This window comes from Streptomyces sp. NPDC034111, from assembly GCF_055575375.1.
The window spans coordinates 1,273,095-1,299,969 of sequence record NZ_JBVIST010000001.1 but is presented as its reverse complement, the minus strand read 5'-3'; the positions used below and the strand labels follow the sequence as shown (position 1 = coordinate 1,299,969).

At 72.3% G+C, this 26,875-nt stretch carries 24 protein-coding genes and 1 tRNA gene; 7 read left to right on the top strand and 18 right to left on the bottom strand.

Annotated features, from left to right (window positions below; all coding sequences use genetic code 11):
* Nucleotides 1-66: 66 nt before the first annotated feature.
* From ACZ55A_RS05670 to ehuB, 6 genes are all read right to left on the bottom strand, one after another.
* Entirely contained in the window at nucleotides 67-483 is a 417-nt protein-coding gene (locus ACZ55A_RS05670) for a hypothetical protein (protein ID WP_468834301.1), read from the bottom strand.
* A 156-nt stretch (nucleotides 484-639) separates the two neighbouring features.
* Nucleotides 640-1,173 carry a winged helix-turn-helix domain-containing protein gene (locus ACZ55A_RS05665; protein WP_468834294.1) on the bottom strand — a complete coding sequence of 178 codons (534 nt, stop codon included), beginning with the start codon at nucleotides 1,171-1,173 and terminating at the stop codon, nucleotides 640-642.
* Nucleotides 1,174-1,487: 314 nt separating this feature from the next.
* Nucleotides 1,488-2,315 (bottom strand): ectoine/hydroxyectoine ABC transporter ATP-binding protein EhuA, encoded by an 828-nt coding sequence (gene ehuA / locus ACZ55A_RS05660; RefSeq protein ID WP_468834289.1) that lies wholly within the window; start codon nucleotides 2,313-2,315, stop codon nucleotides 1,488-1,490.
* A complete protein-coding gene (gene ehuD, locus ACZ55A_RS05655; protein ID WP_468834708.1) occupies nucleotides 2,305-2,922 on the bottom strand; it encodes an ectoine/hydroxyectoine ABC transporter permease subunit EhuD in 618 nt (205 codons plus the stop codon). The genes ehuA and ehuD overlap by 11 nt, the downstream gene beginning before the upstream one ends.
* Nucleotides 2,923-2,954: 32 nt before the next feature.
* Entirely contained in the window at nucleotides 2,955-3,686 is a 732-nt protein-coding gene (gene ehuC, locus ACZ55A_RS05650) for an ectoine/hydroxyectoine ABC transporter permease subunit EhuC (RefSeq protein WP_468834284.1), read from the bottom strand.
* The gene (gene ehuB / locus ACZ55A_RS05645; RefSeq protein ID WP_468834279.1) at nucleotides 3,683-4,621 is read right to left on the bottom strand and encodes an ectoine/hydroxyectoine ABC transporter substrate-binding protein EhuB; all 939 of its coding nucleotides are present in this window, start codon (nucleotides 4,619-4,621) and stop codon (nucleotides 3,683-3,685) included. Before ehuB ends, ehuC begins: the two co-directional genes overlap by 4 nt.
* Nucleotides 4,622-4,751: 130 nt before the next feature.
* Between ehuB and ACZ55A_RS05640 the strand changes: the two genes are divergently transcribed.
* Nucleotides 4,752-5,252, top strand: coding sequence for a DUF3830 family protein (locus ACZ55A_RS05640; RefSeq protein ID WP_468834275.1), 501 nt, complete (start codon nucleotides 4,752-4,754; stop codon nucleotides 5,250-5,252).
* Here the strand turns inward: ACZ55A_RS05640 and ACZ55A_RS05635 are convergent.
* The gene (locus ACZ55A_RS05635; RefSeq protein WP_468834269.1) at nucleotides 5,233-6,663 is read right to left on the bottom strand and encodes an amidase; all 1,431 of its coding nucleotides are present in this window, start codon (nucleotides 6,661-6,663) and stop codon (nucleotides 5,233-5,235) included. The two genes, ACZ55A_RS05640 and ACZ55A_RS05635, sit on opposite strands and share 20 nt — an antisense overlap.
* Nucleotides 6,664-6,749: 86 nt before the next feature.
* On the bottom strand, nucleotides 6,750-7,715 hold the full coding sequence (locus tag ACZ55A_RS05630) for a D-2-hydroxyacid dehydrogenase (protein ID WP_468834263.1): 966 nt from the start codon (nucleotides 7,713-7,715) through the stop codon (nucleotides 6,750-6,752).
* Nucleotides 7,716-7,920: 205 nt separating this feature from the next.
* On the opposite strand from ACZ55A_RS05630, the gene ACZ55A_RS05625 reads away from it, so the two are divergent.
* From ACZ55A_RS05625 to ACZ55A_RS05615, 3 genes are all read left to right on the top strand, one after another.
* Nucleotides 7,921-8,835 (top strand): maleate cis-trans isomerase family protein, encoded by a 915-nt coding sequence (locus ACZ55A_RS05625; protein WP_468834255.1) that lies wholly within the window; start codon nucleotides 7,921-7,923, stop codon nucleotides 8,833-8,835.
* 155 nt (nucleotides 8,836-8,990) lie between these two features.
* A complete protein-coding gene (locus ACZ55A_RS05620; protein WP_468834249.1) occupies nucleotides 8,991-9,716 on the top strand; it encodes a maleate cis-trans isomerase family protein in 726 nt (241 codons plus the stop codon).
* A 97-nt stretch (nucleotides 9,717-9,813) separates the two neighbouring features.
* Complete coding sequence (locus ACZ55A_RS05615) at nucleotides 9,814-10,986, top strand: LLM class flavin-dependent oxidoreductase (RefSeq protein ID WP_468834243.1); 1,173 nt, start codon at nucleotides 9,814-9,816, stop codon at nucleotides 10,984-10,986.
* A 116-nt stretch (nucleotides 10,987-11,102) separates the two neighbouring features.
* Here the strand turns inward: ACZ55A_RS05615 and ACZ55A_RS05610 are convergent, their stop codons facing one another.
* Complete coding sequence (locus ACZ55A_RS05610; RefSeq protein ID WP_468834238.1) at nucleotides 11,103-12,899, bottom strand: putative bifunctional diguanylate cyclase/phosphodiesterase; 1,797 nt, start codon at nucleotides 12,897-12,899, stop codon at nucleotides 11,103-11,105.
* Nucleotides 12,900-13,260: 361 nt separating this feature from the next.
* On the opposite strand from ACZ55A_RS05610, the gene ACZ55A_RS05605 reads away from it, so the two are divergent.
* Nucleotides 13,261-14,502, top strand: coding sequence for a M6 family metalloprotease domain-containing protein (locus tag ACZ55A_RS05605; RefSeq protein WP_468834230.1), 1,242 nt, complete (start codon nucleotides 13,261-13,263; stop codon nucleotides 14,500-14,502).
* Between the two features lie 90 nt (nucleotides 14,503-14,592).
* Here ACZ55A_RS05605 and ACZ55A_RS05600 read toward each other — a convergent pair.
* From ACZ55A_RS05600 to ACZ55A_RS05575, 6 genes are all read right to left on the bottom strand, one after another.
* A tRNA-Lys gene (locus tag ACZ55A_RS05600) sits at nucleotides 14,593-14,666 on the bottom strand.
* 56 nt (nucleotides 14,667-14,722) lie between these two features.
* The gene (locus ACZ55A_RS05595; RefSeq protein ID WP_468834225.1) at nucleotides 14,723-15,397 is read right to left on the bottom strand and encodes a bifunctional DNA primase/polymerase; all 675 of its coding nucleotides are present in this window, start codon (nucleotides 15,395-15,397) and stop codon (nucleotides 14,723-14,725) included.
* A 208-nt stretch (nucleotides 15,398-15,605) separates the two neighbouring features.
* Nucleotides 15,606-15,989 carry a hypothetical protein gene (locus ACZ55A_RS05590; protein ID WP_468834218.1) on the bottom strand — a complete coding sequence of 128 codons (384 nt, stop codon included), beginning with the start codon at nucleotides 15,987-15,989 and terminating at the stop codon, nucleotides 15,606-15,608.
* Between the two features lie 72 nt (nucleotides 15,990-16,061).
* Nucleotides 16,062-17,429 (bottom strand): AAA domain-containing protein, encoded by a 1,368-nt coding sequence (locus tag ACZ55A_RS05585; RefSeq protein WP_468834213.1) that lies wholly within the window; start codon nucleotides 17,427-17,429, stop codon nucleotides 16,062-16,064.
* A gap of 127 nt (nucleotides 17,430-17,556) precedes the next feature.
* Nucleotides 17,557-19,104, bottom strand: a complete 1,548-nt coding sequence (locus ACZ55A_RS05580; protein ID WP_468834208.1) for a hypothetical protein — start codon at nucleotides 19,102-19,104, stop codon at nucleotides 17,557-17,559.
* Nucleotides 19,095-20,537 carry a hypothetical protein gene (locus tag ACZ55A_RS05575; RefSeq protein ID WP_468834203.1) on the bottom strand — a complete coding sequence of 481 codons (1,443 nt, stop codon included), beginning with the start codon at nucleotides 20,535-20,537 and terminating at the stop codon, nucleotides 19,095-19,097. The genes ACZ55A_RS05580 and ACZ55A_RS05575 overlap by 10 nt, the downstream gene beginning before the upstream one ends.
* Before the next feature lie 559 nt (nucleotides 20,538-21,096).
* Between ACZ55A_RS05575 and ACZ55A_RS05570 the strand changes: the two genes are divergently transcribed.
* Nucleotides 21,097-21,690 (top strand): histidine phosphatase family protein, encoded by a 594-nt coding sequence (locus tag ACZ55A_RS05570; protein ID WP_468834199.1) that lies wholly within the window; start codon nucleotides 21,097-21,099, stop codon nucleotides 21,688-21,690.
* 274 nt (nucleotides 21,691-21,964) lie between these two features.
* Here ACZ55A_RS05570 and ACZ55A_RS05565 read toward each other — a convergent pair whose 3' ends face one another.
* A complete protein-coding gene (locus ACZ55A_RS05565; RefSeq protein ID WP_468834196.1) occupies nucleotides 21,965-23,419 on the bottom strand; it encodes a tetratricopeptide repeat protein in 1,455 nt (484 codons plus the stop codon).
* Nucleotides 23,420-23,652: 233 nt separating this feature from the next.
* Between ACZ55A_RS05565 and ACZ55A_RS05560 the strand changes: the two genes are divergently transcribed.
* Nucleotides 23,653-24,213 (top strand): hypothetical protein, encoded by a 561-nt coding sequence (locus ACZ55A_RS05560; RefSeq protein WP_468834192.1) that lies wholly within the window; start codon nucleotides 23,653-23,655, stop codon nucleotides 24,211-24,213.
* Between the two features lie 31 nt (nucleotides 24,214-24,244).
* Here the strand turns inward: ACZ55A_RS05560 and ACZ55A_RS05555 are convergent, their stop codons facing one another.
* Complete coding sequence (locus tag ACZ55A_RS05555; protein ID WP_468834189.1) at nucleotides 24,245-25,552, bottom strand: NAD(P)-binding domain-containing protein; 1,308 nt, start codon at nucleotides 25,550-25,552, stop codon at nucleotides 24,245-24,247.
* A 39-nt stretch (nucleotides 25,553-25,591) separates the two neighbouring features.
* Entirely contained in the window at nucleotides 25,592-26,848 is a 1,257-nt protein-coding gene (locus tag ACZ55A_RS05550) for a glycosyltransferase (protein WP_468834184.1), read from the bottom strand.
* Nucleotides 26,849-26,875 lie beyond the last annotated feature (27 nt).

Sequence of the window (26,875 nt, the reverse complement as noted above, 5' to 3'; positions counted from 1 at the left end):
ATTCGAAGTTCAGAGTTCGCAGTTCGAAGTTCTGAGTCGTTCGTGTGCCGGGCAACCGGGAACGGCTCAGCCGTACATCGGCGTGCTCCACACGGTCTTCGCCTTTCCGGGGCCCCAGGAGCCGGTGACCTTGGTGCGCCACTTCTGGATACGGGCGTCGTCCTTGACTTCCTTGGTGGCCTTGAAACAAGCCCGGCCGTGGTTACTGCACTGGGCCGTCGCCATCTTCTTCGTGCCCTTGTAGAGGGTGACCGTGAGCTTGGTGTAGGCCGGCGTGTAGTTGCACTTGATGGCGCCGTTGCCGAACTTGTCGGTCCTGCGGTCGACACGGTCGGTGTAGGCGGAGACCTTGCAGGTCCTCTTCTGTACGGCCGGGCCGTGGTCCGCGGCCACCGCGGTGGTGGCCGCCATTCCCGTCGTACCGAGAATGCTCACCGCCGTGGCACTCACCAGGAGTGCCCGAGAGGCCTTGAGTGTGCGCATGCTGCATCCCCTCCGGATTTCGGCATGGGGCGAGGACGCATCCGGCCGCGAGTATCTCCCCCGCATCCGGAATTCCGTGAAAGGCGTCCCCGCCGGTGATTCGCCTCATAGTCTTGAGGAGCCCGGCGGGGCGGCCAATGTCACGCTGATGTCGGTTCACTGACGGTTTGAATCCTCAGCGGCGAGCCGCAGACCGTAACCGCGCACCGAAGCGATTCCGACGTCCACACCGGCGCGCTCCAGCTTCCGGCGCAGCCGCCGTACGGCACTGTGAATCACCGTGGTGTCCACTCCACAGGACGCCCCCCACACGTCCTGGACGAGTTCCTGGAACGAGACCACCCCGCCGCCGTGCCGGGTCAGGCAGGCCAGCAGCGCGATCTCCTGTGCGGTCAGCTCCAGCGGAACGCCGCGCCACAGGGCCCGTTGCTCGTCCGGCCGGATCTCCAGCCGGCTCACCTGGAGCGGGGCCTGCCGCGCGGCCGGTGCGCCGGACGGCTCGCCGTCCACCAGCCGCCTGGCCTGGTCGAGATCGCGGACGAGCAGAACCGGCAGATTGCTGTGCAGAAGTTCGCCGACGTGCGCCAGGTCGTCGACGCTGTGCGCGACGACGACGGCATAGGCGTCCTGGTGCGAAAGCGGCGGAACCTGGTATGCGCTGACAGGTGTGGTGAAAAACGAGACGTTCACGTCTCCACTGTCCTTCCCATGAAAAAGGGACCCCGTTGCATAGCCTGCGGACAGACGCCTGGAACGGCCCAACTCCGTTGTTCCACCCTGGTCATGAGGTGGTGTCATGGGCGTCGCGCAGGCCGTCCTGGAACGGTAGACGGTAGACGTCTTTTCAGCCATATGCCGCCGACTTGAGGAACAGTTGAGCCGGGCGTCGGGGCGATATTCCGGGATTCGCCGGGCATGACTCCGGTGTACGTACATGAGAAAGGTGGTGCGCCCCTGACGTAAAGGGGCGCACCACCTTGAACCATGCGGTTACCGCACGCGGTTCACAGCACCGCGCTGAGGAATTCCCGGGTGCGCTCGTGCTCCGGCTCCGTGAAGATCTTCTCCGGGGAACCGGACTCGATGACCCGGCCGGCGTCGAACATCAGGACATCGTCGGAGATGTCCCGGGCGAAATTCATCTCGTGGGTGACGCAGAGCATGGTGATGTCCGTGGTGTGCGCGATGTCCCGCAGGACGTCGAGCACCCCGGCCACCAGCTCCGGGTCGAGCGCCGAGGTCACCTCGTCCAGCAGCAGCACCTGCGGGCGCATCGCCAGCGCCCGGGCGATGGCGACCCGCTGCTGCTGGCCGCCGGAGAGCTGGGTGGGGTACTTGTCGAGGTGCTCGGTCAGGCCCACCAGGTCCAGCAGCTCGCGGGCCCGCTCCTCGGCGGCGTCCTTGTCCAGCCCCAGGACGTGCACCGGGGCCTCGGTGATGTTCCGCAGCACCTTCATGTTGGGGAACAGGTTGAACTGCTGGAAGACCATGCCGATGTTCTTGCGCACCTCGCGGATGTGCTTCTCCCCGGCGGGGACGAGCTTGCCGCCCTTCTCCTCGTGCGTCAGATATTCGCCGCCGACCTTGATGGTGCCCTCGTCCGGCTTCAGCAGCGTCATCAGCAGCCGCAGGATCGTGGTCTTGCCGGAGCCGGACGGGCCGATCAGGGTGACGTGCTTGCCCGAGGAGACCGTGAAGTCCAGCGAGTCCAGGACGGTGTTGGTCCCGAAGCGCTTGGTGACATGGTCGAAACGGATCAGCTCCGCGCCGTCCACAGCGGGGTTGGCGGTTTCCTTGGAGGGGTCTTTCGAGGGGGTGCTGTCAGCGGACAAGACGACGCTCCAGGGCTCGCAGGAGAAGGGACGTGGGGTAGGAGATGACCACGAAGAGGATGCCGACGACGGTGATCGGCTCCAGGTAGTCGAAGGTGGTGGCGCTGATGCTGTTCGCCTGGAAGAGCATGTCGGCGACGGTGATACCGGCCAGCATCGGCGTGTCCTTGAACATCGCGATGACGTAGTTGCCGAGCGCGGGCACCACCCGGCGGAACGCCTGCGGCAGGATCACCGCGATCCAGGTGCGCCGGCGCGGCAGGCTCAGCGCGGTCGCGGCCTCCCACTGGCCCTCCGGGACGCCGTCGATGCCGGCGCGGTAGACCTCCGAGGTGTACGTCGAGTAGTGCAGCCCCAGGCCGATCACACCCGTGGTCAGCGGTGCGAAGGTCAGTCCCCAGCCCGGCAGGACGAAGAACAGGAAGAACAGCTGTACCAGCAGCGGGGTGTTGCGGACGAATTCGACGAAGACGCTGACCGGCCAGGTCACCCAGCGGCTCGGCGAGCGCAGCAGCAGCGCCCACACCAGCCCGAGCACGAAGGAGACCAGCGAACCGTAGATCGTCGCCTGGACGGTGATCCACAGCCCCTCGAGGAGGTCGGGCATGATCTCACCGATGTAACTCCACGACCAGTTGTTCACGGCTTTCCTCCGGTGGCCAGCGCCTCGGGGCCCTGCTTCTCGACGGGCAGTTTGCGGGAGAACCAGCCCTCACCCTTGGGCACCGCCCGGCCCACCGAGGCCTTGGCGCGGCGCTCCAGCAGCCGCATGACCCGGGTCACCAGGAAGGCGACCACGAAGTACAGCACGAGGATGATTCCGTAGACCTGGGCGCTCTGACCCGTCGACAGCCGGGCCAGCTTGGCCTGGAAGGTGAGCTCGCCGATGGACAGCAGCGAGGCGAGCGCGGTGCCCTTGAGCAGCTCGATCAGCAGGTTGTTGAACGGCGGCATCATCTCGGGGACGGCCTGCGGCAGGAGCACCTTCCGCAGCCGCTGCCAGGGCGAGAAGCTCAGCGCGATGGCCGCCTCCCGCTGGGCGGGCGGCACCGCCTGGATGGCGCCGCGCACGATCTCCGAGCCGTACGCGCCGTACGACAGGCCCAGGGCCAGGGTGCCCGCCCAGATGCCGACGAGCTGCCAGCCCAGCAGCGGCAGCGCGAAGAACAGCCAGAACATCAGCACCAGCGCCGAGGTGCCGCGGAAGAACTCCACGTACACACCGGACAGGAAGCGGATGATCCAGAAGCGCGAGGTACGGGCCAGCCCGATGCCGAAGGCGACGGTGGCGGCCAGCACGGCGCTGTAGACCATCAGCTGGACGGTGATCCACAGTCCTTCGAAGAAGAGTTTCCACAGCGCAGAGGTCACTTTTTGCAGAGCTCCTTCGCCGTGAGGTCGGTCATGAACTCCTCGGTGAAGCCGTAGGGCTTGGCGATACGCAGGAGTTCGCCGCTCTTCTTCATCTTCTGCAGCTCGTGGTTGAAGGCGTCGCGGAGCCGGTTCTCGCCGATCCGGAAGCCGTAGCCGCCACCGTCCCGCTGGGGCTTGCCGTCGACCTTCGGGGTGAACGGCGCGGTCATCTCCACCTTGGGGTGCTGACCGGCCTTCAATGCCTCGATCATGGTCAGCGCGGTACCGGCGAAGGCATCGATCCGGCCGGCCTCCAATGCCTCCATTCCAGCGATCTGGTCGCCGTAGGTCTGGATCTCGCTCTTCTTGACGCCGTTGCCGACCGCGTAGTCGATCTCCGCATAGCCGATACCGGTGCCCATGCGGAGATGCTGACGGGCGATATCCGGATAGTCCTTGATCTTGTGCGGGTTTCCCTTGGGGACGAGAAAGGCGTCCTTCGACTCGTAATCCGGGTCGGAGAAGAGCACCGCCGCGCAGCGCGCCTTGTTGATGAACATGCCCGCGACGATCACGTCGTACTGGAAGGAGTGCAGACCGGGCACGAGCGCGCCGAACTCGACCGGCACCGGCTCGAAGTTCTTGATCCCCAGCCGCTGGAAGATCGTCTTGGCGACCGCCGGCGCCTCGCCGGTCAGCTCGCCCTTGCTGTTGATGGAGGCGTAGGGCGGTTCGCTGGCGATTCCCATGCGCACGGTGCCCTTGCGGCGCAGATCCTCCAGAAGGTGCCCGCCGTCCGTCGCCCCGGTGATGTCGACCTGGGAACAGCCGGTGACCGCTCCCAGGGCACCCGCTGCGCCGAGCGCCGCTACCCCCGCGAGCAGCGACCGACGGCGGATACCGCCTGTCAATTGGCCTGTGATCTCTGAGGTGTTCCATGGTGGTGGAGCCATGGGCGCGCGACTACCCGAACGCCTCACACTTATGCCGATCGTTTCCGGCCCTTGATGCAAGCGTTCGGGAGTTGTTCCGTACTGTTCCATGCTGTTCCGTACGCCGGTATTGCCCCCCTACGATCAGAGCATGACCGATCGCTTCATCGAAGTCTCGCTGGACAAGCGCGGTGTGAGCTGCACGGCCAAACTGCTCGACGACCGCGCGCCGATCACCTGCAAGGCGGTATGGGACGCCCTCCCGCTCGGCGGCGACGTTTACCACGCAAAATACGCCCGTAATGAGATCTACGCCCTGCTGGCGCCGTTCGCGCCCGAGGAGCCGCCGCTGGAGAATCCGACGATCACCCCGATCCCCGGCGATCTGTGCTACTTCACCTTCAGCGACGTCCAATTGGGTACCGCTTCCTACGGCTATGAGCAGGAGGCCAAGCACCAGGGCCGCGGCACCGTCGTCGACCTCGCGCTCTTCTACGAGCGGAACAACCTGCTGATCAACGGTGACGCGGGCTGGGTGCCCGGCATCGTGTGGGGCAGCGTCGTCGACGGCCTCGACCGGATGGCCGATGCCTGTCAGGACCTGTGGCGGGCCGGTGCGCTGGGGGAGACCCTCAACTTCCGGCGGGCCTGAGGAGCCCGGGGGCCGGGATCCGGGCGGCCCCCGCCTCGTAGAGGGCGTGCGCGGCGCGCAGTACCAGCGCGTCCGCGTGGCGCGCGCCGACCAGCTGGACACCGATCGGCAGCCCGCCGGCGTCCACCCCGCACGGCACGGTCGCGGCCGGCTGCTGGGTGAGGTTGAAGGGGTAGGTGAACGGTGTCCAGCCCGTCCAGCGGGTGTGCCCTGATCCGGAGGGCACTTCTGCGCCGGCCTCGAAGGCGGTGAGCGGTTCGGTGGGGGTCACCAACAGGTCGTAGTCGCGGTGGAAGCGGCCCATCGCCTGCCCCAGGGCCATTCGGGTGTCGACCGCCGCCAGGTAGTCCAGCGCGCTGTAGCGGGCGCCCTGCTCGCAGATCTCCCGCAGCCCCGGGTCCAGCAGCGCGCGCTGCGCCTCGTCCAGATGCTGTACGACCCGGGCCGCACCGCTGAACCACAGCGTGTGGAAGGCCTCCACCGGGTCCACGATGCCGGGGTCGGTCTCCTCGACATGCGCGCCGAGTCCTTCGAGCGTCGCCACGGCGCCCCGTACGGCCGCGGCGACCTCCGGGGACACCGTCACCTCCCGTACCGGCGACGGGCTGTAGGCCACCCGCAGCCCGGCCACCCCGCCGGCCAGCGCCTGACGGAACGAACCGGGCGCCGGCCCCAGCTCCGACCAGTCCCGCCAGTCCGCGCCGGTGATCACGTCCATCATCAGGGCCGCGTCCGCCGCGTCACGGGTCATCGGCCCGACATGCGCCAGCGTCCCGAAGGGGCTGGCCGGATAGTGCGGCACCCGCCCGTAGGTCGCCTTGAGCCCGAAGATCCCGCAGAAGGACGCCGGGATACGCACCGAGCCGCCGCCGTCGGTGCCCAGGCTCAGCGGCCCGGCGCCCAGCGCCACCGCCGCCGCGCTGCCACCGCTGGAGCCGCCCGCGGTGCGCCCGGGGTCGTACGGATTGCCCGTCACCCCGTGCCGGGGACTGTCGGTGACGCCCTTCCAGCCGAACTCCGGGGTGGTCGTCTTGCCGATGAACACCGCACCGGACTCGCGCAGCCGGGCCACCGACGGCGCATCCTCCTCCCACGGCCCCTCGGCCCGCACCGTCCGCGAACCGCGCAGCGTCGGGCTGCCCCGGGTCAGGAGGATGTCCTTGACGGTGACCGGCACCCCGTCCACCGGCCCGGCCGGCGTCCCGGACCGCCAGCGCCCGGCCGACTCCCCGGCGGCCGCCAGCGCCTGGTCCGCGTCGATCCGGACGAAGCAGTTCGTCGCTGCCTGGGCGGTCTCGGCGCGCTCCAGGACCGCCCGGGTGGCGTCGACGGGGGAGAACGCGCCGGCGGCGTACCCCGCCGTCAGCTCCGTGGCGGTCAGGTCCGCGAGGTGGGTGGGGTCGGTGGTCATACGTCCTCCGAGCGTTGGCCGCCCCGGGTGAGGCGGCGGGCGGGGCGGGGTCGGGGCGGCCGGGCCGGGGGCCGGACGCCGCGCCGTCACTGCACCGGTACGTACCCGAGCCGTTTGTCGACGACGTTGTGCAGCGGCTCGCCCGCCGCCCACCGGTCGAAGTTGTCCTGGAACTGCTCGGCGAGCGCGTCCCGCCAGCCCAGGGTGTCGCCGCTCATGTGGGGCGAGACGATCAGATGCGGCACGTCCCACAGCGAGCTGCCCGTCGGCAGCGGCTCGTGCTCGAAGACGTCCAGCGCCGCCGCCGCGATCCGCCACTCGCGCAGCGCCGCGACCAGATCGTCCTGGACGACCAGCGGGCCGCGCCCGACGTTGATGAACCGCGCCCGCGGCGGCATCCGGGCGAACGCCGCCTTGTCGAACAGACCGCGGGTGGCCTCCGTCAGGGGCGCCGCGCAGATCACCCAATCCGCGTGGGGCAGCAGGCCGTTCAGCGCGTCACTCGCATGGACGACGCCGAATTGCGGATCGTCCGCACGTCCCCGGCGGCCGACCAGATCGATCTTGACACCCAGTGTCAGGAGGGTGGCCCCGATGGCCCGGCCGATCGGCCCGGAGCCCACCACGACGGCACGGGTGCCGGCCAGCCGGAGCGTCTCGCGGTGCTGCCAGCGGCGCTGCCGCTGGAGCTCCCAACTTCCGTAGAAGTCCTTGGCCATGGCGATCACCAGCCCGGCGACGTACTCGGCGATCGGCTGCTCGAAGACGCCGCGGGCATTGGTCACCACCGTGTCGTCGGCGATCAGCGCCGGGCACAGCAGCTGGTCCACGCCGGCGCTCGCGGTGTGCACCCACCCGGGTTTGGGGCCCTTCTCCGGCCAGGCCCTGCGGATCGCATCGGAGGTGAAGTCCCAGGCCAACAGCACATCGGCGGTGGGGAGTCGGTCGGCCAGCGAGGCCTCGTCGGTGAAGATCACCCGGGCCCGGCCGGCCAGCCGGTCAAGCTTCGGCGGAGGGTCGGAACCCAGGACGAGGACGGTACTTTCGGACATGGGCCAGAAACCGTTCTGAAACGTGAGCCCCTTTCACTGGAAGGGGCGCCGACAGATGCCTGAGATGCGAGGATTGACCACGCTAAGAAGTCGTATCTACGGTGTCAACAACGGCATCTGTCCCGACGTCCCGGCTTGCTCCGGCTGCACCTCCTTCCTCGGCCACTGGCCTGGCCATCAGCCCTTCGTTTTCTAGGGGCCTTCAATGGACGTCTCCTTTCTGGGTGGCCCCCAGCCTCAGCTCGGTGTGGGCGTTGTCGCCCCTTTTGACTTCGCGCTCGACCGCGAGCTGTGGCGCTGGGTGCCCGACGATGTGTCCCTCCACCTCACCCGAACCCCCTTCGTGCCCGTCGAGGTCAGCCTCGACCTGGCCCGTCTGGTCAGCGAGCACGAAACACTGGACGCTGCCGTCCAGGCGCTGTGCGCGGTATCACCGCAGGTCATCTGCTATGCCTGCACCTCCGGCAGCTTCGTCGGCGGGGTCGCGGGCGAGCGGGCCATGTGCGCTGCCATGGTCCAGGCCGGGGAGGTTCCCTCCCTCACCACCTCGGGCGCACTGGTCGAGGCGCTGCGCGAGATCGGTGCGCGGCGCATCGCCGTGGTCACGCCGTACACGAAATCGGTCACCGATTCCCTGGAGCACTATCTCGGCGAGGCAGGCATCACGGTCACCGGCCGCGCCTACCTCGGCCTCACCCGGCACATCTGGAAGGTGCCCTACCGCGACGTCGTCGACATGGCCCGCGCGGCCGTCGTCGGTTCCGCCGACGCCCTCTTCATCAGCTGTACGAACCTGCCGACCTACGACGTCATCCCGCAGCTTGAGGCCGAGCTGCGGATGCCGGTGCTGTCCGCCAACCAGGTGACGATGTGGGCCGCACTGCGCGCCATCGGCGTCGAGGCCGTGGGCCCGTACCAGGCGCTGCTCGATCCGGTGGCACGGCGCGGTCCGGCCGCGATGACCGGGTCCGAGCCGGCCGGGCCGGGACCGGGAGCCCCGCGGGCAACCCCCGAGGCCGCCTTCGCCGGACCGGTCGCGCCCCCCGAGGGAGATCCGGTGGAAGGCCTCGACACCGCGCCCTGCCCACCCGAGGATCCCGGTCCGCTGCCCCCGGTTTGAGGCCGGTCCGAACCCGACCCCCACACCGGATGCTGCCGGCGTCGCCCGCCGTATCGCCGGCAGCGCTCCTCCCCAGGGGCGGCGCCCCACCCGTCAACACCCCCGCACCCACGAACGACCCGGCACCCGCAGCCGTACACGCAAGGGAGACCTGCATGGCATCGGTCGGCTTCCTCTACCCCGGCCACTCCGCCGAGGACGACTACCCCCGGCTGGAGACGATCCTGGGCGGCGCGGTGCGTCTGCCGCTCGTGCACACCGATATCGGCGAGGACGCCCACCGCGTCGACGCGCTGCTGGAGATGGGCTCGGCCGCCCGGCTGGCGGCCGGCGTGGCGGAGCTCAAGGAGCGCGGCGCCCAGGCCGTCGTCTGGGCCTGTACGAGCGCCAGCTTCGTCTTCGGCTGGGAGGGCGCCCAGGAACAGATCAGGGAGCTGTCCGTCACCGCCGGCCTGCCCGCCTCCAGTACCTCCTTCGCCTTCGCCCACGCGGTCCAGGCGCTCGGTGCCCGGCGGGTCGCGATCGCCGCGACGTACCCGGAGGACGTGGCCGAGTACTTCCGTGCGTTCCTGAAGTCCGCCGGAACCGAGGTCGTCTCCACCCGCGGCAGCGGGATCATCACCGCCGCCGAGGTCGGCACCTGGGGCCGCGAGGAGGTGCTGGCCCTCGCCCGGGCCGGCGACCATCCGGACGCCGAGGCCGTCCTGCTGCCGGACACCGCCCTGCACACCGCCGCGCATCTGCCGGCCCTCGAAGCCGAGCTGGGCAAACCGGTCCTCACCGCCAATCAGGTGACGGCCTGGGAGGGGCTGCGGCTGCTGGACCGGACGCTCTCCTGCCCCGCGCTGGGGACGCTGTTCTCACGCGGCGCCGACGTGTAGCGGCCCGCCTCCGCCCGGAATCTGACCCGGGAATAAGTGGAGATGGTCTCCGGTTGTCCTCCTCGCACACCCAGCACCAAGCGAGGAGGACCCGCCCGTGAGCGGCGAAGACGACGAGACCCGGGGCAGCGGCGAGGCACTCCGCAACGGCGGAGCGGAGACACCGGGTGGCGGGCGGGAGACACCGGCCGGTGGGCGGGAGATACGCGGCACCGCCCGGGGCAGTGCCGCGGTCCCGCTCTCCGTGCTCGACCTGGTCACGGTCGGCGCCGGCCGCACCGCCGCCGATGCGGTGCGCACCGCCGTCGACCTCGCCCGTACGGCCGAGCGCCGCGGCTTCCACCGCTACTGGGTCGCCGAGCACCACTCCATGCCCGGCGTCGCCTCCTCCTCACCCGCGGTGCTGCTCGCCCACCTCGCCGCGCACACGGAACGGATCCGGCTCGGCTCCGGCGGTGTCATGCTGCCCAACCACGCCCCGCTGGTCATCGCCGAGCAGTTCGGCACCCTGGAGGCGATGGCCCCGGGCCGGATCGACCTCGGTCTGGGCCGCGCGCCGGGCACCGACGGCGCCACCGCCGCGGCCCTCCGGCGGACCGGCCGTCCGAGCGAGGGCGGAGGGGAGGAATTCCCGCAGCAGCTGGCCGAGTTGACCCGTTTCCTGGACGACTCCTTCCCCGACGGTCACCCGTACGCCAGGATCCACGCGGTGCCCGGCCCGGTCCAGGCCACCTCGCCCGGCGGCGTCCGGTCCGTACACCGCCCGCCCCTCTGGCTGCTGGGCTCCTCCGGCTTCAGCGCCCGGCTTGCCGGCTCCCTCGGCCTGCCGTTCGCCTTTGCGCACCACTTCTCCGCGGCCGGCACCCTCCCCGCACTCGACCTCTACCGCGCCTCCTTCCGCCCCTCCGACGTGCTCTCCGAGCCGTACGCGCTGATCGGGGTCGCGGCGCTGGCCGCCGAGGACGAGCGGGAGGCCCGCCGCCAGGTCATGACCGGGGCCCTGTCGATGGTCCGGCTGCGCACCGGACGTCCCGGCCTCGTCCCGAGCCCCGAGGAGGCCGAGGCGTACCCCTATAACGAGCTGGAGCGCGGCTTCGTCGACAACTGGCTCGGCAACGTGGTCCACGGCACCCCCGACGTGGTCCGCCAGGGCCTCGACGACCTCGCCAAGCGCACCGGCGCCGACGAGCTGATGCTCACGGCCAACGCCCATGGCGCCGAGGCCAGGCTCAGGTCGTACGACCTGATCGCCGACGCGTACGGGATGTAGGCGCCGCACGTGGTGGCTGAGGCCGTCATGGATTCCGCCGGACCCTCGCCGCGGGGTGCAACCCCCAGAGCGAGGGTCCGGCGGAAGAACCGACGGCCCTAACCGCAACGTGGGGACTAAATGAACAGCGCCGCGACCCGGTCCGGTGCCACCGGCCGGGAGTAGAGCCAGCCCTGGCCCGTGTCGCACCCGATCCGGCGCAGCCGTTCCGCCTGCTCCGCGCTCTCCACGCATTCGGCGGTGACCGTGAGGCCCAGGCGGTGCGCCAGGGCCACCAGTGCCTCGACGATCATCTCGTCCGCCGGGTTGGGGTGCTCCTGGGAGCGGAAGCCGCGGACGAAGGAGCCGTCCAGCTTCAGTACGGACACCGGGAGGCGGCTGAGGTAGGCGAGGTTGGAGTAGCCGGTGCCGAAGTCGTCGATGGCGATCCGTACGCCCATGTCGCTCAGCGCCTGGAGGGCCTGGAGCGGGCGGCCGGCCGAGCCCATGACCGCGGACTCCGTCAGCTCCAGCTGGAGCAGCTCCGGCGGCAGCCCGGTCTCGGCGAGGATTCCGGCGACGTCCGCGACCAGGTCGGAGTCCCAGACCTGACGCACGGCCACATTGACGCTGACGAACAGCGGCTGGCCATCGGGGTGCGCCAGCTGCCAGGCGCGCGCCTGGTGGCAGGCCCGCTCCAGGACCCAGCGGCCCAGCTCCACGATCGCGCCGTTCTCCTCCGCCAGCGCGATGAACCGATTCGGCGGCAGCGTCCCGAACTGCGGATGCCGCCAGCGCACCAGCGCCTCCACGCCCTGCGCCCGGCCGTCCCCCAGTCCGACCAGTGGTTGGTACTCCAGGGTGAATTCGCCCCGGTCGACCGCCGGGCGCAGTGTGCTGGACAACGCCTGGCGGGTCATCCGGTGGGCGTTGCGCTCCGGGTCGAAGAGCGTCCAGCGGGCCTTGCCGTCCTCCTTGGCCCAGTACAGCGTGGTGTCCGCGGCCTGCATCAGACCGGTTGCGGTGGTGCCGGTGGCGGCCCGCTCCACCACGCCGATGCTCGCCGACACCGACAGCCGCTGCCCGGCCAGGTCGAACGGGCGCTGGAGCGCGTCGAGGACGCACTGGGCCAGTTCGGCGAGCTGGTCGGTGCCGGTGGAATCCTCCACCAGAAGTGCGAACTCATCCCCGCCGAGCCGCGCCACCAGATGACCGCCGCGGCCCGTACCGCGGTCCGCCGCGCTCTCCGCACAGCGCGTCAGCCGCTGGGCCACCGCGCTCAGCAGCCGGTCGCCGACCCGGTGTCCGAGGGTGTCGTTGACGGCCTTGAAGCCGTCCAGGTCGAGGTAGCACAGTCCGATCCGGCCGGTGCCGGCCGGCTCGAAGGCGGCGGTCTCGAGCGCGGTGGACAGTCGCTCGAAGAAGAGCGCCCGGTTGGGGAGGCGGGTCACCGGGTCGTGCATCTGGAGGTGCCGCAGCCGGGCCAGCAGATCGTGCCGGTCGCTGATGTCCGCGACCGACAGCAGCATCCGCTCCTCGCCGCTCAGCGGCTCCGGCGTCAACGGCTCGACGGTCACCTCCACCCAGACGGACTGCCCTTCGGGGTGTTTGAGGCGCCGGGTACAGCGCAGCCGGTCGCTGCGGCCGCACAGCACCTCGCGGTAGGCCGTCCACACCCGTGGGTCGGCACCGAGGTCGGTGAGGTCGGCGGCGGTGGCGGCGACCAGCTCCTCCGGGTCGGTGCCGACCAGCTCTCCGAAGGCGGGGTTGGCGGCGAGCACCAGACCGTCGCGGTTGAGCACCGCCATGGCCAGGCGCCCGGCGTAGAAGGCGGCGCGATAGTCGCCGAGCGAGGCGGCGGCGTCATCGCACCGGCTGGCGGGGGCCGCCTGGGCGTCGGTGGATTCTTTGGTCGTACCGTTACGCTCCGTCACTGAGGGCAGTGTCGCTCCGGGGGTGCGGCCCGGGCTGTCGGGGTGTCCGCTCACTGCTCGCTCCCGCATGGCGCTGGTCTCGTGATGGAGGGTGCTTCTCGCGCTGGAAAGTGTGGCGATCATAGAGGCTGGCACAACGGCCGATCCAGCGACGCAGCCGTGATCGTCGGCACGCATGACGGAACTTCAGCCATTTCTGTCCGGCTCTGTTCGCGCCGATTGCCCCCTTGGTCGTTTGTGACTTTCCGTAACGGGATGGCGGGGACGCGCCGATCACTCGTCTGGTCCTTCGAAACAGGACGAATAGCATTAAATCGCCACAGGGTAGATGAGGTCTCCGAATCCGTCCCTGGAGGTATGTGTGCCGCGCGCCCGGACGTCCGACGGGGTGGACCGCCGCCTGCGGCGCGTGGCGGCCGTCGTGACATCCCTGAGCGCGCTGATCGCGACGTCGATCGTCGCCGGCCCCGCCACCGCCTCCGAGGCCACCCTCTCCTGCGCACTGGGCCGCACCGACGCCCACCACTCCGAGGGCGTCGACAGCTGGAACGGCTCCTACACCCGCCCGGACCGGCCGCTGAACGCGGTGATGATCTACCTCTCCTTCCCCGACTCCCGGCCCACCGCCGCCCCGCAGCAGCTCTCGCGCGACTACTTCCCCGCCACCTCCGCCTTCTTCGAGCGCGCCTCGTACGGCAGGTTCCGGCTGCACCCGCATGTCCACCGGTCGTGGGTGACGATGCCCCGCTCCTCGGCCGCGTACGGGATACAGCGCGACTGGGACGCCGGGCGGCGCGCGGCCTATCTGCACGACGCGGTCGCCGCCGCCGATCCGTCGGTGGACTTCAGCCGGTACGACATGGTCTATTTCGTGGCCGATCCGGACGCTCCCGGTGTCGATTCGGACGCCACCAAGGTCGTCAATCTCGATCAGCCGATGCACGCCGATGACCGTGATCTGCGCCGGTTCGTCACCGTCTTTGAGCAGAGTCCGCCGGATCGCAACGTTCTTGCCCACGAAACCGGTCATGTCTTCGATCTGCCGGACCTCTATCACCGCCCCCAGAGGGACGGTAAGGGTGACTGGGACACCTATGTGGGTGACTGGGATCTCATGGGCAGCCAGTTCGGACTGGCCCCCGACCCCTTCGCCTGGCACAAGTGGAAGCTCGGCTGGATCGCCGACAACCAGGTCGACTGCGTCGATCTGACCGGCCGCACCATGTACTCGCTACGGAGCCTGTCCGCCCCCAAGGAGCCCCGCAGCCAGCGCCGCCCCCGGCTTCTGGTCGTCCGTACCGGCCACGACAGTGCGCTGGCCATCGAGGCGCGCCGTGCCGCGGGCAATGACCGCTCGCTGTGCTCCGAGGGCGTCCTGGTCTACCGCGTGCACAGCGGGACCCCCTCCGGGTCGGGGCCGGTGCACGTCCTCGACGGCCATCCCGGCACCTCCGCCTGCTGGGGCACCTCCGTCTACCCGCCGCTCGCGGATGCGCCACTGGGCGTGGGGGAGAGCCTGGACGACCCCGAGGACGGCGTACGCATCCAGGTCGCGGGGCGGTCGAGCGACGGGGACTGGGCGGTCAAGGTCGGCCGCAGCTGACGGCCCACCGGTGGCAGGCACGGCGCACCCGGCGTGATCCGTCCGGACATGACGAAGGCCCTCACCGGAGTGAGGGCCTTCGACCGTCTGTGCGCCGCCAGGGACTCGAACCCCGGACCCGCTGATTAAGAGTCAGCTGCTCTAACCAACTGAGCTAGCGGCGCCTGCTGACGGGGAAAACATTAGCATCATGGTCGGGGAGGACAAAAATCGGTTTGTCTCAGCCCTGCGCCAGCGCCGGAACGGGGTGCTGAGCTGCGGTTTCCCGCTGCACCCCGGTCGCCGCGCGGGCCGCTCGGACACAGGCCCACAGCAGCACGTCGGGGCCGGGCAGCCAGGGCTTGCGGACGTCCGGCGCGACCAGCCAGCGGGAGCCGGAGGGCGACGCGGGGTCGGCCGGGTCACCGGGCGGGGCGGTGGGGGCGCCGTACGCGGACGGGGTGTCGGTGTACGCGGGCCGGGCTTGCGCGGTGCCGGTCCCGGGGTGGGGGTGCAGCGGCGGGATGGTCACCGCGTCGCCGGCGCCGTGGCACAGCAGCGGCGGCACGGCCTTGCCCCACTCCTCCCAGACGAGCAGCGCCGGCAGCCGCTGGGCCGTGCCCGGGGCGGCGAACAGCAGGATCCGCCCGCGGTGCATGGCCACCGGCCCCGAGCCGGGGCCGTCGGACCATAACCGGTCCACCATGCGCCGCCCGAAGAGCGCCGGGGCGTTGATCACGTCGAAGGCGGTACCGCACGGCAGCACGCTCGGAGCGGCGGGCTCCAGGGCCCACAGCTCGTGCATCTCGTCCGGACGGGGGCTGGCCGAGGCGAGCCATTCGGCGCCTGCGAGCGTCACATATGCCGTGGTGGGAAAGGCCAGGGTGCGGGGGATCTCAGGCAGCCAGTCGCTCATGGGGACAGGTCTACCCAGGTGGCACAGGGGGTTTAGCCGATTGGCGGAAATCCGGACGGGGCGGTGGTGGGCCCGGTATCTTTCCTCCTTCGCATATGCCAGCGGCCCATGGTCATGGACCATGAGCCGTAAGCGGGGCGTGTGAGGTGGGTGGGGTGGGTGTGATCGGTCGGTGGGGGCCGGTGGTGATCGGTGGGGCCGGGAGGGGTCAGTCCATGTCGCCCAGCAGGGTGGTGCCGCTCCGCATCAGGCTGCGGCCGAACTCGACCATCTTCTGCGCATAGTCCTCGGTCCATTCGGCCTGCTCGGCGAGCACGGCGAGCGGCAGCCGGTCGAACCGGCTGGGGTCGGCCAGCTGGGCGGCCGCCAGTGCCTGGAACTCCGTGGCGCGGTCGGCCGCGGCGCGGAAGGCCAGGGTCAGCTCCGTCGCGCGGCTGAGCAGCTCGCGCGGGTCCTCTATCGACTCCAGGTCGAAGAAGTGCTCGGGGTCGGCTACGGCCTCGGGCGGCTCGAAGAGCAACTGCGCGGGCCTCATGCGCCGGGGGCCGGGCGCCATACCGCGTGGGTCGGGAGCCGGTCGCGGCTCGGACATGTACCTACCTCCAGATCGTGTGCCGCATTCCATTGTCCCGCTCCGCGCAAGTAGGCCCTAAGGGCGACACCCCTAGGGCCGCCACCGCACCCGGTGCTCCTCCAGGTGGGCCAGCACGGCGTGATTCGCCTCCCAGCCGTCCGGGAACTTGACCGTGACGCCCAGGCGGACCGGTTCGGTCGAGGGGTGTTCGTCCAGGAGGTCGGCGACGCCGGCGCGGCAGACGACGATGCAGGCGTGGCGGTGGCGGGAGGCCAGTACGCACAGCCGGCCGGTCTCCAGGTGGAAGGCGGTGGCGTCGGGCCGGCCGGAGAGCGGGTGGAGGACGACCGTGACGTCGAATTCGCGGCCCTGGAGGCGGTTGGCGGTGTCCACCGTGACATCGCCGGCCCCCAGACCGGCGAGTGCGGCGCGGACCGCCGCGGCCTGATCGCGATGGGCCGTGCCCACCGCGATCCTGTCCGCCGTCAGGGGCGCGGGACGGTCCGACTGCTCGCTGGTCGCCACCCCGCCGCGGTCCAGCAGCCGCCGCACCACCAGGGCCACCGCCCGTACCGCCTCCGGATCCGTACGCGGCGTATGGCGGGCGGGGAGCTCCAGCAGGCCCCAGCCGGACTCGGCGGCCTCGTCCAGGACCCGGTCCACGCCCGAACCGTCGCCCGGCACACCGAAGGACAGCCGGCGGTCGGCGTGGCCGGTGCCGCTGCGGAACGGCGTGTACGGGTAGAACGCGCCCGAGACCAGCGGTGCGGCCGAGGCGGGCAGCCGCCAGGAGACCGGCAGGCGGTGCTGCGGCAGATCGGGGTTGTGGGCCAGGAGGGTGGAGACCGCGCTCGACGAAGGGTCGTACGCCAGGCCGGCCCACTGCTCGGCGCCGACGACGCTGAACGGGTCCAGCTGCCCCGGATCGCCGACGAACAGCGCCCGCTCGAAGAGCCCGGCCACGCTCAGCAGGGCATCCGACCGCATCTGATAGGCCTCGTCCACGATGGCGTGCCGCCAGGGCTCGTCGACCTTGGTGTAGGCCCACTTGGCGGCCGTCGAGACGACGATGTCCATCCCGGCCAGATCGGCGGCCTTGGCGGACGTCCGCACCGCGGGCAGGTCGGCCAGCGCCGGGTCGAAGGCGCCCGGCTCGCTGCTGTGCAGCCGGCCGACCGGCAGCTCGGGGTCCTTCGCGGCGAGCCGCAGCACGAGGTCGTCGACCTGTGCGTTGGTCTGCGCCACGACCATCAACGGGCGCCCCGCGGCGGCCAGTTCGCGGGCCGCGCGGACCACCAGGGTGGACTTCCCGGCGCCGGGCGGGGAGTCGACGACCACACCGCGGCGGGTGCTGTGCAGGGTGTCGTGCAGGATCGCGTCGGTGGCCGTGGCGGCCGCGGCGGCGGGGTCGAAGGCGGACCGGGAAGCCGTGGCGTACGGGTCCTGGGTGGCCGTCATACGGCGGTGCTCTCCAGGCTGGTCGAGTGACGGGCGGTCGAATGGCGGGTGGTCGAATGGCCGGCCGGACGGAGGGAGACCGGGCGGCTGGCGGCCGGACGGTGAGCGGCTGGACGGCGGGAGGGCGTCACAGGAAGTCCTCCGCGGTCACGGGGTCAGGGGACTCGTGTGGTGCCTCCCCGGCACTCGGCGGCGGGCCGCCGTGCGTCCAGGGCGTGTCCTCGGGGTCCGGCAACTCCGGCCCGCCGCGCGGCGCGTGCTCGAACAGCGTCCAGCACACCGCCTCGTCCGGCTCCGGCACCGAACCGGGCTCCGGGGTCTTACCGCGCCCCATCCCGCCCGTGAGCCGCACCACCACGGCACCCGGCCCACCGGCGTAGGCCACGAACTCCGCGGTCTGGGTCTTGCCGTCCGCCAGCGGGCGGTAGAGCTTGACGCCCTCGGACAGCTGGGGGTGGTCCGCCGTCCGGAGCGTGACCAGCGGACGCGGCATCGGGCGCTTGCCCTCGGACATCGCCCTCTCCACGGCGGTGACCGTGCCACGGAACGCCTCGCCGGCCAGTCGGCGCCCCGCCATCACCAGCGGATCGTCCAGCGCTTCCTGGGCGTCCAGTTGGGCCTGCGCGGTCTCCCGTGCGGACAGCTTCTGTGCGGCGGTGACCGCATCGTCCTGCTTGGGCTGCGGCGGCTCCCCGGCGCGCACCCGGTCCCGGTGCGCCGTGTACGACCAGCGGTCACGCTTCCACCGGTCCGCCACCCGGGCGCCCGGCGGCAACGCCCGCAGCAGATCGACGCCCCGCCACACGGCGTCCCAGGTAGGCCGCAACTGGCCCTCGACCAGGGTCCGGAGCGCGTCCTCGGCGCCCGGCAGCCCGGCGTCGTAACGGGCCATCGCGGGTGCGAGCAGCCGGTTGTCGAACGCCGGTTCCGTGGCCGGGCCGGCCGGTGGGCACAGCAGCTGCCCGTCCGCGTCCCGCGCCGACTCCGCGCGCTCGGCCGCCTCCCGGCCGCTCACGCCCGGCGGCGGATCGATCCAGGCGAGCAGCGCGCCCAGGTGCTGATCCTCCAGCGCGCTCTGCCCGGTCGCCCAATGGCGGGTCAGCAGGCCCGTCATGGACAGCAGGAGGCAGGCGCCGGGCACCCGGGCCCGCTCGCCGAAGTGCGTCAGCCAGCGGCCCAGCAGCGGGACGTGCGGCGGTGCGGGATACGGCGCGGCCGGCTCCTGCTCGGCCGTCCGCCGGAACCGCATCGACCGGCCCAGCAGCCGTACGAACTCGATGCCGGCGGCGCTCGGCACGATCAACTGTGGTGCGTCCGCGCACAGTTCGACCTGCACCGGGACCTTCTTGCCGGTCTCGGGGTCGGTCTCCTTGCGCTCCTCCCATTCGATGGCGTCCGCGTAGCCGTCCACGTACGGCAGCACCGCCTCGGCCAGTTCGGCGAGGAAGGCGAACCGCAGATCGCGGTCGCGTGGCTGGGGGACGGCCAGCAGCACGGGCTTCTCACGGTCCGTGCCCACCAGCGCGCCCAGCGGGGCGCCGGCCTCACCCGCGGTCGTCAACGGGACGAGGACCAGCGGGCGTTCGGACAGATGACGGTGGCGGACCGTGCACCGCGGCTGGGCGCGACCCGCCGCCACTGCCTCCATCCTGGCCAGCGTCTCGATCAGCGACATCCCGGCTCCTCCGCTCGCGGTGCCGGTACCCCGGCGGCTCCGGCCAGCGCCTCGGCCCGCAGCGCGGCGGCCCGGCGCAGCGCGCGGACGGCCGGGTCGTCCGGGTCGTGGGGAACGGAGGTGGGGGTGTCCGGGCTGTCGGGGTCGTGGTGAAGGGTGCGGCGAGGGCAATCCGCAGCATCCACGGCACTCACGGCATCCACGGCGTCCGGGGCGTCCGGGGCGGTCAGGTCGTACCGCTCACCGGGCGCCGCCTCCGGGGCGGTGGCCGCCGCCAGCACCTCCTCGATCGTCCGCAGCCCGCCCAACTCGCCCCGTACACCGCGCCCCAGCGCCTCCACCGCGCCCTGCTGACGCGACCGCTTACGGCAGTGGAAGGCCAGCTCACAGGCGGCCAGGCACTCGGGGGCGTAGGCCGCATCGACCGCCTCCACCGCCTCGGCCAGCTCCTCCGCGGGGCGGGTCGCGGTCTTCCCGTCGTCCGCCAGCCGCAGATCGAACGTCGTCCCCGCAGGGAGACCGGCCGCGATCTCCTCCACCCGGGTCAGCTGGGCCAGCTGCCGCCGGGTCGTCGCGAGCTGCTTGCGGACGTCGACGGCCGCGGCCGTCGGGAGGTTGGAGAAGTCCTTCGGGCACACCAGCAGCACCCGGTCGCGCACCCGCACCGGGCGGCCGGTGTGCGCGCCGGTATGCCCGGCGACCCGCTCCAGGGCCAGCACATACACCGCCGCCTGCCGCGCGGCCGCGCCCACCTTGGCGGCGTCCGCCGAACCATCGATCATCGGGAAGGACTTGATCTCGACGACCGTCCAGCTGCCGTCGGGATGCACCACCACCGCATCCGGCTCCACATAGGCCGGTGAGCCGGCCACCTCGACGGCCAGCATCGGGTGGTCGAGCAGCGCCCAGCCGCCGGCCGCGGTCGCCTCGCGCAGCGCCAGCGCCGTACGCGCCGCCCGGCCCTCGGGACCGGCCGCGGACAGATCGGGGGTGGCCACCGCGTCCGGCTCGGGCGGCGGGGTGCCGGGAGCCAGGCGCTCGTGCAGCAGCCGCAGCAGCTCCGTACCGCCGTCGGCCTTCACCCGCGCCTCGAACGCATGGCCACGCACTATCGCGAACTGCGACTGGCCATAGGGGGCGGGCGAACCCAGCGCCTGGGCCAGCGCGCCCTTGTCTACGCCCGCGCCGTCCAGCAGCGCGCGGCGCCGGCAGCCGGGGTTGGCGGCCAGTGCGGCGAGCGCGCGGGCGTCCAGCGAGCGGGGGAGTACGCCGGGGCCGCGCAGCTCGGTGAGTCTCGCCCGGCTCACGCCGGGAGCTGCCCCCCACCGCAGGCTCGCTGTCGGCGCCGGCGGCTCCGCCGGAGGAGCGGCCGACGCGGGTCGACTGTCGCGGGAAACGTTCACCTGCCGAAGTCTCGCATCCGGCACTGACATACGAGGCCCCCACCACGGAATCGCGCGGCGCCAGGGGGTGGAGGCGGCCCGCCGAGGCGCGGCACCAGGGCATGGAGTCGGACCGGCTAGGCGCGGCACCAGGGCGCGGACCCGAGACGCGGCGCGAGGGCGCGGACCCGAGGCGCGGCGCGAGGGCACGGACCCGGCCGCCGAGGTGCGGCACCAGGGCGCGGACCTGGCCCGGCGAGGCGCGGCGCCAAGGCGTGGGGCCCGACCGGCGAGGCATGCCGCAGGCCGCTCCCTGCGCTTCCCCCGCCCCCTCCCCCTCCTCCCCCTTCGGGGGAGGGGGCGGGGGTGGGTTCGGGGGTGGGGGGAGGAGGGCACCCGAGCCCGAGCACCTCCCGGCCGAGCCCCCGGCCCTCCCCGCCCGGCTGCCCCGGCCCTCCGCGGCCCGGCTGCCCCGTCCTCCAGGCGAAGCCCCCTCCCTCCCCTCCCCACCCGCGGACAAACCCACCCCGTGCGCGAGAATGAAAACCCCGCGGTCAACGCTGCCCGCACCGAGCAACGACCGGCCGAGCGATCGGCGAGAGGTACGACCATGGCACCGCGCATATTCCTGGCCAGACACGGGCAGACTGAGTGGTCCCGTTCCGGTAAGCACACCGGCCGTACGGACATCCCGCTGCTCGACGAGGGCCGGCGCGGCGCCAAGCTGCTGGGCGAGCGACTGCACCACACCCCCTGGAACGGCCTGCCGGGCGTCGAGGTCCGCACCAGCCCCCTGGTGCGCGCGAAGGAGACCTGTGAGCTGGCCGGGTTCGGCGACCGGGCGCAGGAGTGGGACGCGCTGATGGAGGTCGACTACGGCGCGTACGAGGGCATGACCCCGGCCGAGATCAAGGCCGGGCGGCCGGACTGGCTCATCTGGCGCGACGGGGTGCCCGAGGGCGAGACGCTCGCCGAGGTCTCCGCACGGGCGGACGAGGTCGTCGCCTGGGCGCGGTCGGCGGAGCGCGATGTGCTGGTCTTCGCGCACGGCCACATCCTGCGTTCCCTGGGCGCCCGCTGGCTGGGCCTGGACATCTCCTTCGCGGCCCGCATCCGGCTGGACCCGACGTCCCTCTCGGTGCTCGGCTGGGCCTACGGCGAACCGGCGATCGAGCGCTGGAACGACACCGGCCACCTGGGCTGACCCGCCGCCGACCGCCCCCTGCCCAACGCCACGACCTGACGCCACGATCCGCCCCCCGATCCGGCCGGCCACGAGGTAACGGCCACGACGGCCCACGACGTGACGGCCCACGACGTGACGGCCCACGACGTGACCGGTCAGGGCGGATCACGGCGGTCAACGGCCGTCACCAGTGGTCGTCGGTAGTCGCCGCCCGGCCACCGCCCGGCCACCGCCCGGCCACCGCCCGGCCACCGCCCGGTCATCGGTCGGCCAGCGGCCCAGTGTTGGCCGGTCAGTACGCGGAGCCCGGCGCCGCCGGCCCCGCACCGGAAGGGGCGGCCGATGCCGTATGCCGTTCCAGGAAGTCGGCGACCGGGCGGTTGTGGCGGTGTGCCCGCAGCGTACGAGCCGTGCGGTCGAGCATCGTACGGATGCGGGCCGAGTGGACCTGCGCGAGCAGGGCCAGCACCCTCCCCCCGGCCGCCGCGGCCTCCTCAGGCGCACCGCTGTCCGCGAGGTCGTCGGCGAGCTCCGCGGTGAACAGGGCGATATTGCGGGTGAAGTGCGGATCCTGGAGGGCCACCGCCCGCTGTGCGTACTCCGCCGCGCGCTCCGCGTCGCCCAGCGCCGACCAGCACTGCGCCTCCAGGCCCGCCAGCTCCGCCTCCCCGTAGAACGTCATCCACTCCGGATCGCCGTCCCGCGCCCCGGCCGCGAACAGCCGCTCCGCCCGGGCCATTGCCTGCTCACAGCCGGAGCGGTCCGCGAGCCCCGCCCAGCCGCCCGCCTCGCGCAGTGCCAGCAGCGACAGCAGCCGTGGCGAGGCGAGCCGTTTGGCGGCCTGCTGGGCGGCCTGGGCGGCGCGGACCGCCTCCCGTGGCCGGCCGGCGTCGCGGGCGAGGAAGGCCGTATTGCAGAAGGCGTGTGCCTCCAGGGCGGCATCGCCGCAGACCCGGGCGGTGGCCAACGCCTCCGCGTAGTGCGAGCGGGCGTCGTCGAAGCGGCCCGAATCGTGTGCCAACCAGCCGACGGTGATGGCGAGTTCACCCGCACCGGAGTGCAGGCGGTCGGAGACCGAACGGCGCTGGACACCGGAGTCCAGCAGCTCGTAGGCGGCGCGCAGCGGCTGGGTGGCGCGGCGGTAGATGCCTTCCGCGCCGTGCCGGTCGTCCAGCAGCCGGATACGGCGTACGGCCTCCTCGACGGCGGTCGCCTCGGCCGCACCGGCGCGGCCGCCGGCCGGTGTGCGCGGCACCGGTACTTGGGCGGATGATGCGGCGGCGGCAGCGGCCTCGATCGGATGCAGGGCGGCGAAGCCCAGGGCGGCTGCCGGGCCGCCGGTGATGAACGCGCGACGCAGCACGTCGCTCTCCTCGAAGATCTGGATACAGGTATCGCGGTGGTCGGGTTCGGGTGCCAGGGGCGCGGCGCTGACCGCCGCCGTACGCGCCCCCCGTCCGCGTACCGCCTCGCGCGGCGCGAAGCCCATGTCGGGCAGCGTCAGTCCGGGGAACATGTGCCGGAACACCCGCTCGTAGGCGTAGTTCGGACATCTGATCTCCCCGGACTCGACGCGGCCCACATAGCGGGCGTCGCACGAGACCTGCTCACCGATCTCACGGGCGGCCCGTCGGACCGCCGCCGCGAACTCGCCTGGCGACAGCCGGCCGCGCAGCTGTCGGAAAGCGGTGTTCGGGCGGGCGGGTACGGTGCGGGACGACGCTGAACCTGCTGCTGGCGACGTCATGGCTGCCTTTCTCGGTGCCCTTTCCGTGCCCTCTCCGTGCCATCTTGTGGCGGTGCCGCCTCCTGGCGGTGCGGCGGGACGACGGTACCGGCTGTGACGACTCCGATACGCACAGTTTGGCTACAAATCGGATATCTCGCGCGCGATCTGCCATGAACTGCCATCCTTTGCAGCGTTACGCCGCCGTAGCTGTTGACATGCCTGACCGTTGAAGTCGGTGTAAAGGGTCCGGCGTGCAGGAGGAGGGGTTCTCCGTGTGGGAGACCGGCGTGAGCAGGGGCGGCAACGGGTCCGCGGGCCAGGCCGGCGGTCGGCAGAGGGTGGTCGTGCCGAGCGAGGTCGCGCACGGCGGGGTCGCGCACGGCGGGGTCGCCCCGAGCGGCGTCCCGGCCGGGGCGGGCGCCGGGGCCGGCGGGATCGCACCGGGGCAGCCCTGTGACCTGGTCACGGTGCCCGCGCGGCAGGGGCTGGAGGCCGTGGACATCCTGCGGCTGCGCGATGGCGTCGGTCCCGTACTGCACGACGGTGCCTGCGACACCCTCGGCTTCCTGGTGCCCCCGGGCACGGCGGACGGCTGGGACGTACCGGGCAGTGCCTGCACCCAGACCTCCGGCCGGGGTCTCGCGCTGGGCGCGCTGTGCGACGCCGGGGCCACGGGTGAGCCCCCGGCGACCGGCACCGGCTGGCTCGTCCCCCCGGAGGGCGCGGGCGCCGCGGCCACCGACCCGGCCGTCCTGCGCGCGGCGCTCGGCGAGGCGGCCCGCACGATCGAGGCCGTCGACCGCTGCCAGTAAGGCCCAATAGTGCGCGGGTTCGTCGGTTGCTCTAGTGCGCGGGTTCGCCGGTCGCCGCATCCGGGGCGGACGGGGCCGCCGGGCGGCGCGGGGTGGCCGGTGTGCTGTCCCGCGCCGGGCGGGGGATCGTGGTGGCGCTGCGCCGGTCGCCGAGCCGGCGTTGTACGCCGCGCAGCAGCCGCGCCGCGGTGAACTCCGCGCCGTGGACGAAGCGCATCGAGGGACCGTACGACGGCGCGGTCAGCAGCCCCGCGAAGAACAGCCCCGGCCAGGACGATTCGAAGCCCCAGTTCAGCTCGGGCGCGCGGCTGCCGCCCACCGTACGCAGGGTGGTGCGCACCCGGGGGTGGAGCAGCCGCAGCCGTCCGAGATCGGCGACGAAGCCGGTGGCCGCCACCACGTGCTGGGTACCGACGGTCTCGGTGTGGCCATCCGTACGGGTGAGGTGGAGGCGCACCCCGTCGCCATGGGGAACCGCGGCCCGGAGGCGGTGGCCCAGCAGGACCGGCACCGTCGGCTCGAAGCGCTCCCGGAGCCACCAGGCGCCGGCCGGTCCCAGCGCGGTCTCGGCGATCCGCACCCGGGTCGCCGACGGCAGCCGGCGTACCGCCCAGGGGGCCCGCGACCACATCCAGTTCGGCCAGCCGGTGCCCAGCCCCGAGCGAGGGGCCCCCAGCGCCCGGAGCGGGCCGCGTCGGAGCGGCTGCGGCGGGGCGTCCCAGCGCAGCCGGTCGGCGCGGGCCACCACGTACGGTCTGGCGCCCTGTTCGGCCAGCAGGGTCGCGGTCTCCAACGCGCCCTGACCGGCGCCGAGCACGGTGACGTCGCGGCCGGCGAAGCCGCTCAGATCGTGGTGGTCGATGCTGTGCGAGGCGAGTTCCGGGGGCAGTTCGAGCAGCGGCCAGGGGCGGTTGGCGAACGGCGGCAGGCCGACGGCGAGCGCAACGGTCCGCGTCGCGATCCGCTCGTCGGTGTCCGTCTCGACCTGGAAGCCGTCGCCGTCCGGGCGTACGGCGGTGACGGTGACCTCCTCGATCCGGGGCACCGCCCGTTCGCCGAACCATCTGCCGTACGCGGTGAAGGTGTCGAGGGGCAGCGGGACGTCGTGGTCGGCGGTCAGTTCATGGGCGGCGCAGTACTCGGCCAGGGTGTGGCGGCCGCCCGGGGCGGAGAGGCTGGTGGAGCCGGGCTCGGACTTCAGGAGCATGCCGGCGGGCATGTGGGCGCGCCAGGAGGCCATCGGCCGGCCCAGGACCCGCAGCCGCAGACCGGCCGCGGCCGCATGCGCGGCGACCGAGAGTCCGTAGGGGCCGGCGCCCACCACCACGAGGTCGTACATGGATGTTCCTGCTCTTTCTCATCGGGCGGTGCGGTCCGGCTACCTGTTGGAGAGCTGGGACGGGGCGGGCGGCCGGGCCGGGTCCGGCAGCGGGAGGACGCCGGAGGGGTCGGCCGGGCCGGTGGGTGCGGGGATCGGCGCGGGGGTGCGCCTGCGGGCGGGGGCGGCGGCGAGCGCCTGCTCGTACACGGACATCAGTGCCTCGGCGCTGCGGGTGATGTCATAGCGCCGCACGACCGGCGGGACGGGCAGCCGGCCCGGCCCCTGGCGCTGCAACTCGCGTAGTGCGGTGGACAGTTCATGGACGCCGAGGCTGAAGTGGCGGGCGCCGGGGGCCTGGTCCTCGGGCAGTTCGTCGACCGCCGGGCAGCTGCCGTAGAGGACGTGCAGCCCGGATGCCAGCGCCTCCAGGACGGCCAGTCCGAACGCCTCCTCCGGGGACGGCGAGACGAAGACGTCGATGGCCGAGAGCAGGCCGGGGATGTCGGGCCCGGAGCCGTCCGGCCGGCTGCCGTCGCCGGCGTCGACCGCGCCGTCCCGCACCCCGAGGAGGTGGATGCGGTCGCCCGAGCCGAACTGCTGCGCCATCTGCCGCAGCATCTCCCGCTCCGGTCCCTCGCCCGCCAACAGCAGGTGTACGCCGGGGAGTTGGGTCACCGCGCGGACCAGGACGTCGAACCGCTTACCGGGCACCAGCCGGCCGACGCCGCCGACCACGAAGGCGTCCACCGGCAGCCCGAGCCGGGTGCGGACCAGGGCCCGGGTGGCCGGGTCGAAGCCGAAGCGGTGCGCCTCGATGCCGTTGGGCACCACATGGATCCGCGGCTCGGGCACGCCCCAGCGGCGCAGCCGGGCGGCGACGGTGTCCGAGACGGCGACCGTCGCCGCGCCCAGCCGCTCGGTGGCCCGGTAGAGGGTACGGACACCGCGGGTCAGCCGTCGGCCTTCGATCACCGCGTCGCCCAGGGAGTGCTCGGTGGCGACGACGGCCCGCACCCCCGCCATCCGGGCGGCGATCCGGCCGTAGACACAGGCCCGGTAGAGATGGGTGTGGACGAGGTCGTAGCCGCCGGCGCGGATCAGCCCGGCCAGGCGGGGGAGCGCGGTCAGATCGCGGTTGCCGGTCATACCGAGGTGGGTGACGGGGGTGCCGTCGGCCTCGATGCCCTCGGCGACCGGGCCGGGACCGGTCAGGGTGACGACCTCGCACTGCGCGGGCAGCCGGCGCAGCAGCAGCCTCAACTGCTGCTCGGCGCCGCCCATGTCGAGGCCCGTGATGACATGCAGAACCTTCATCTGATGCCTCCTGGGGTCGGGGTAGTG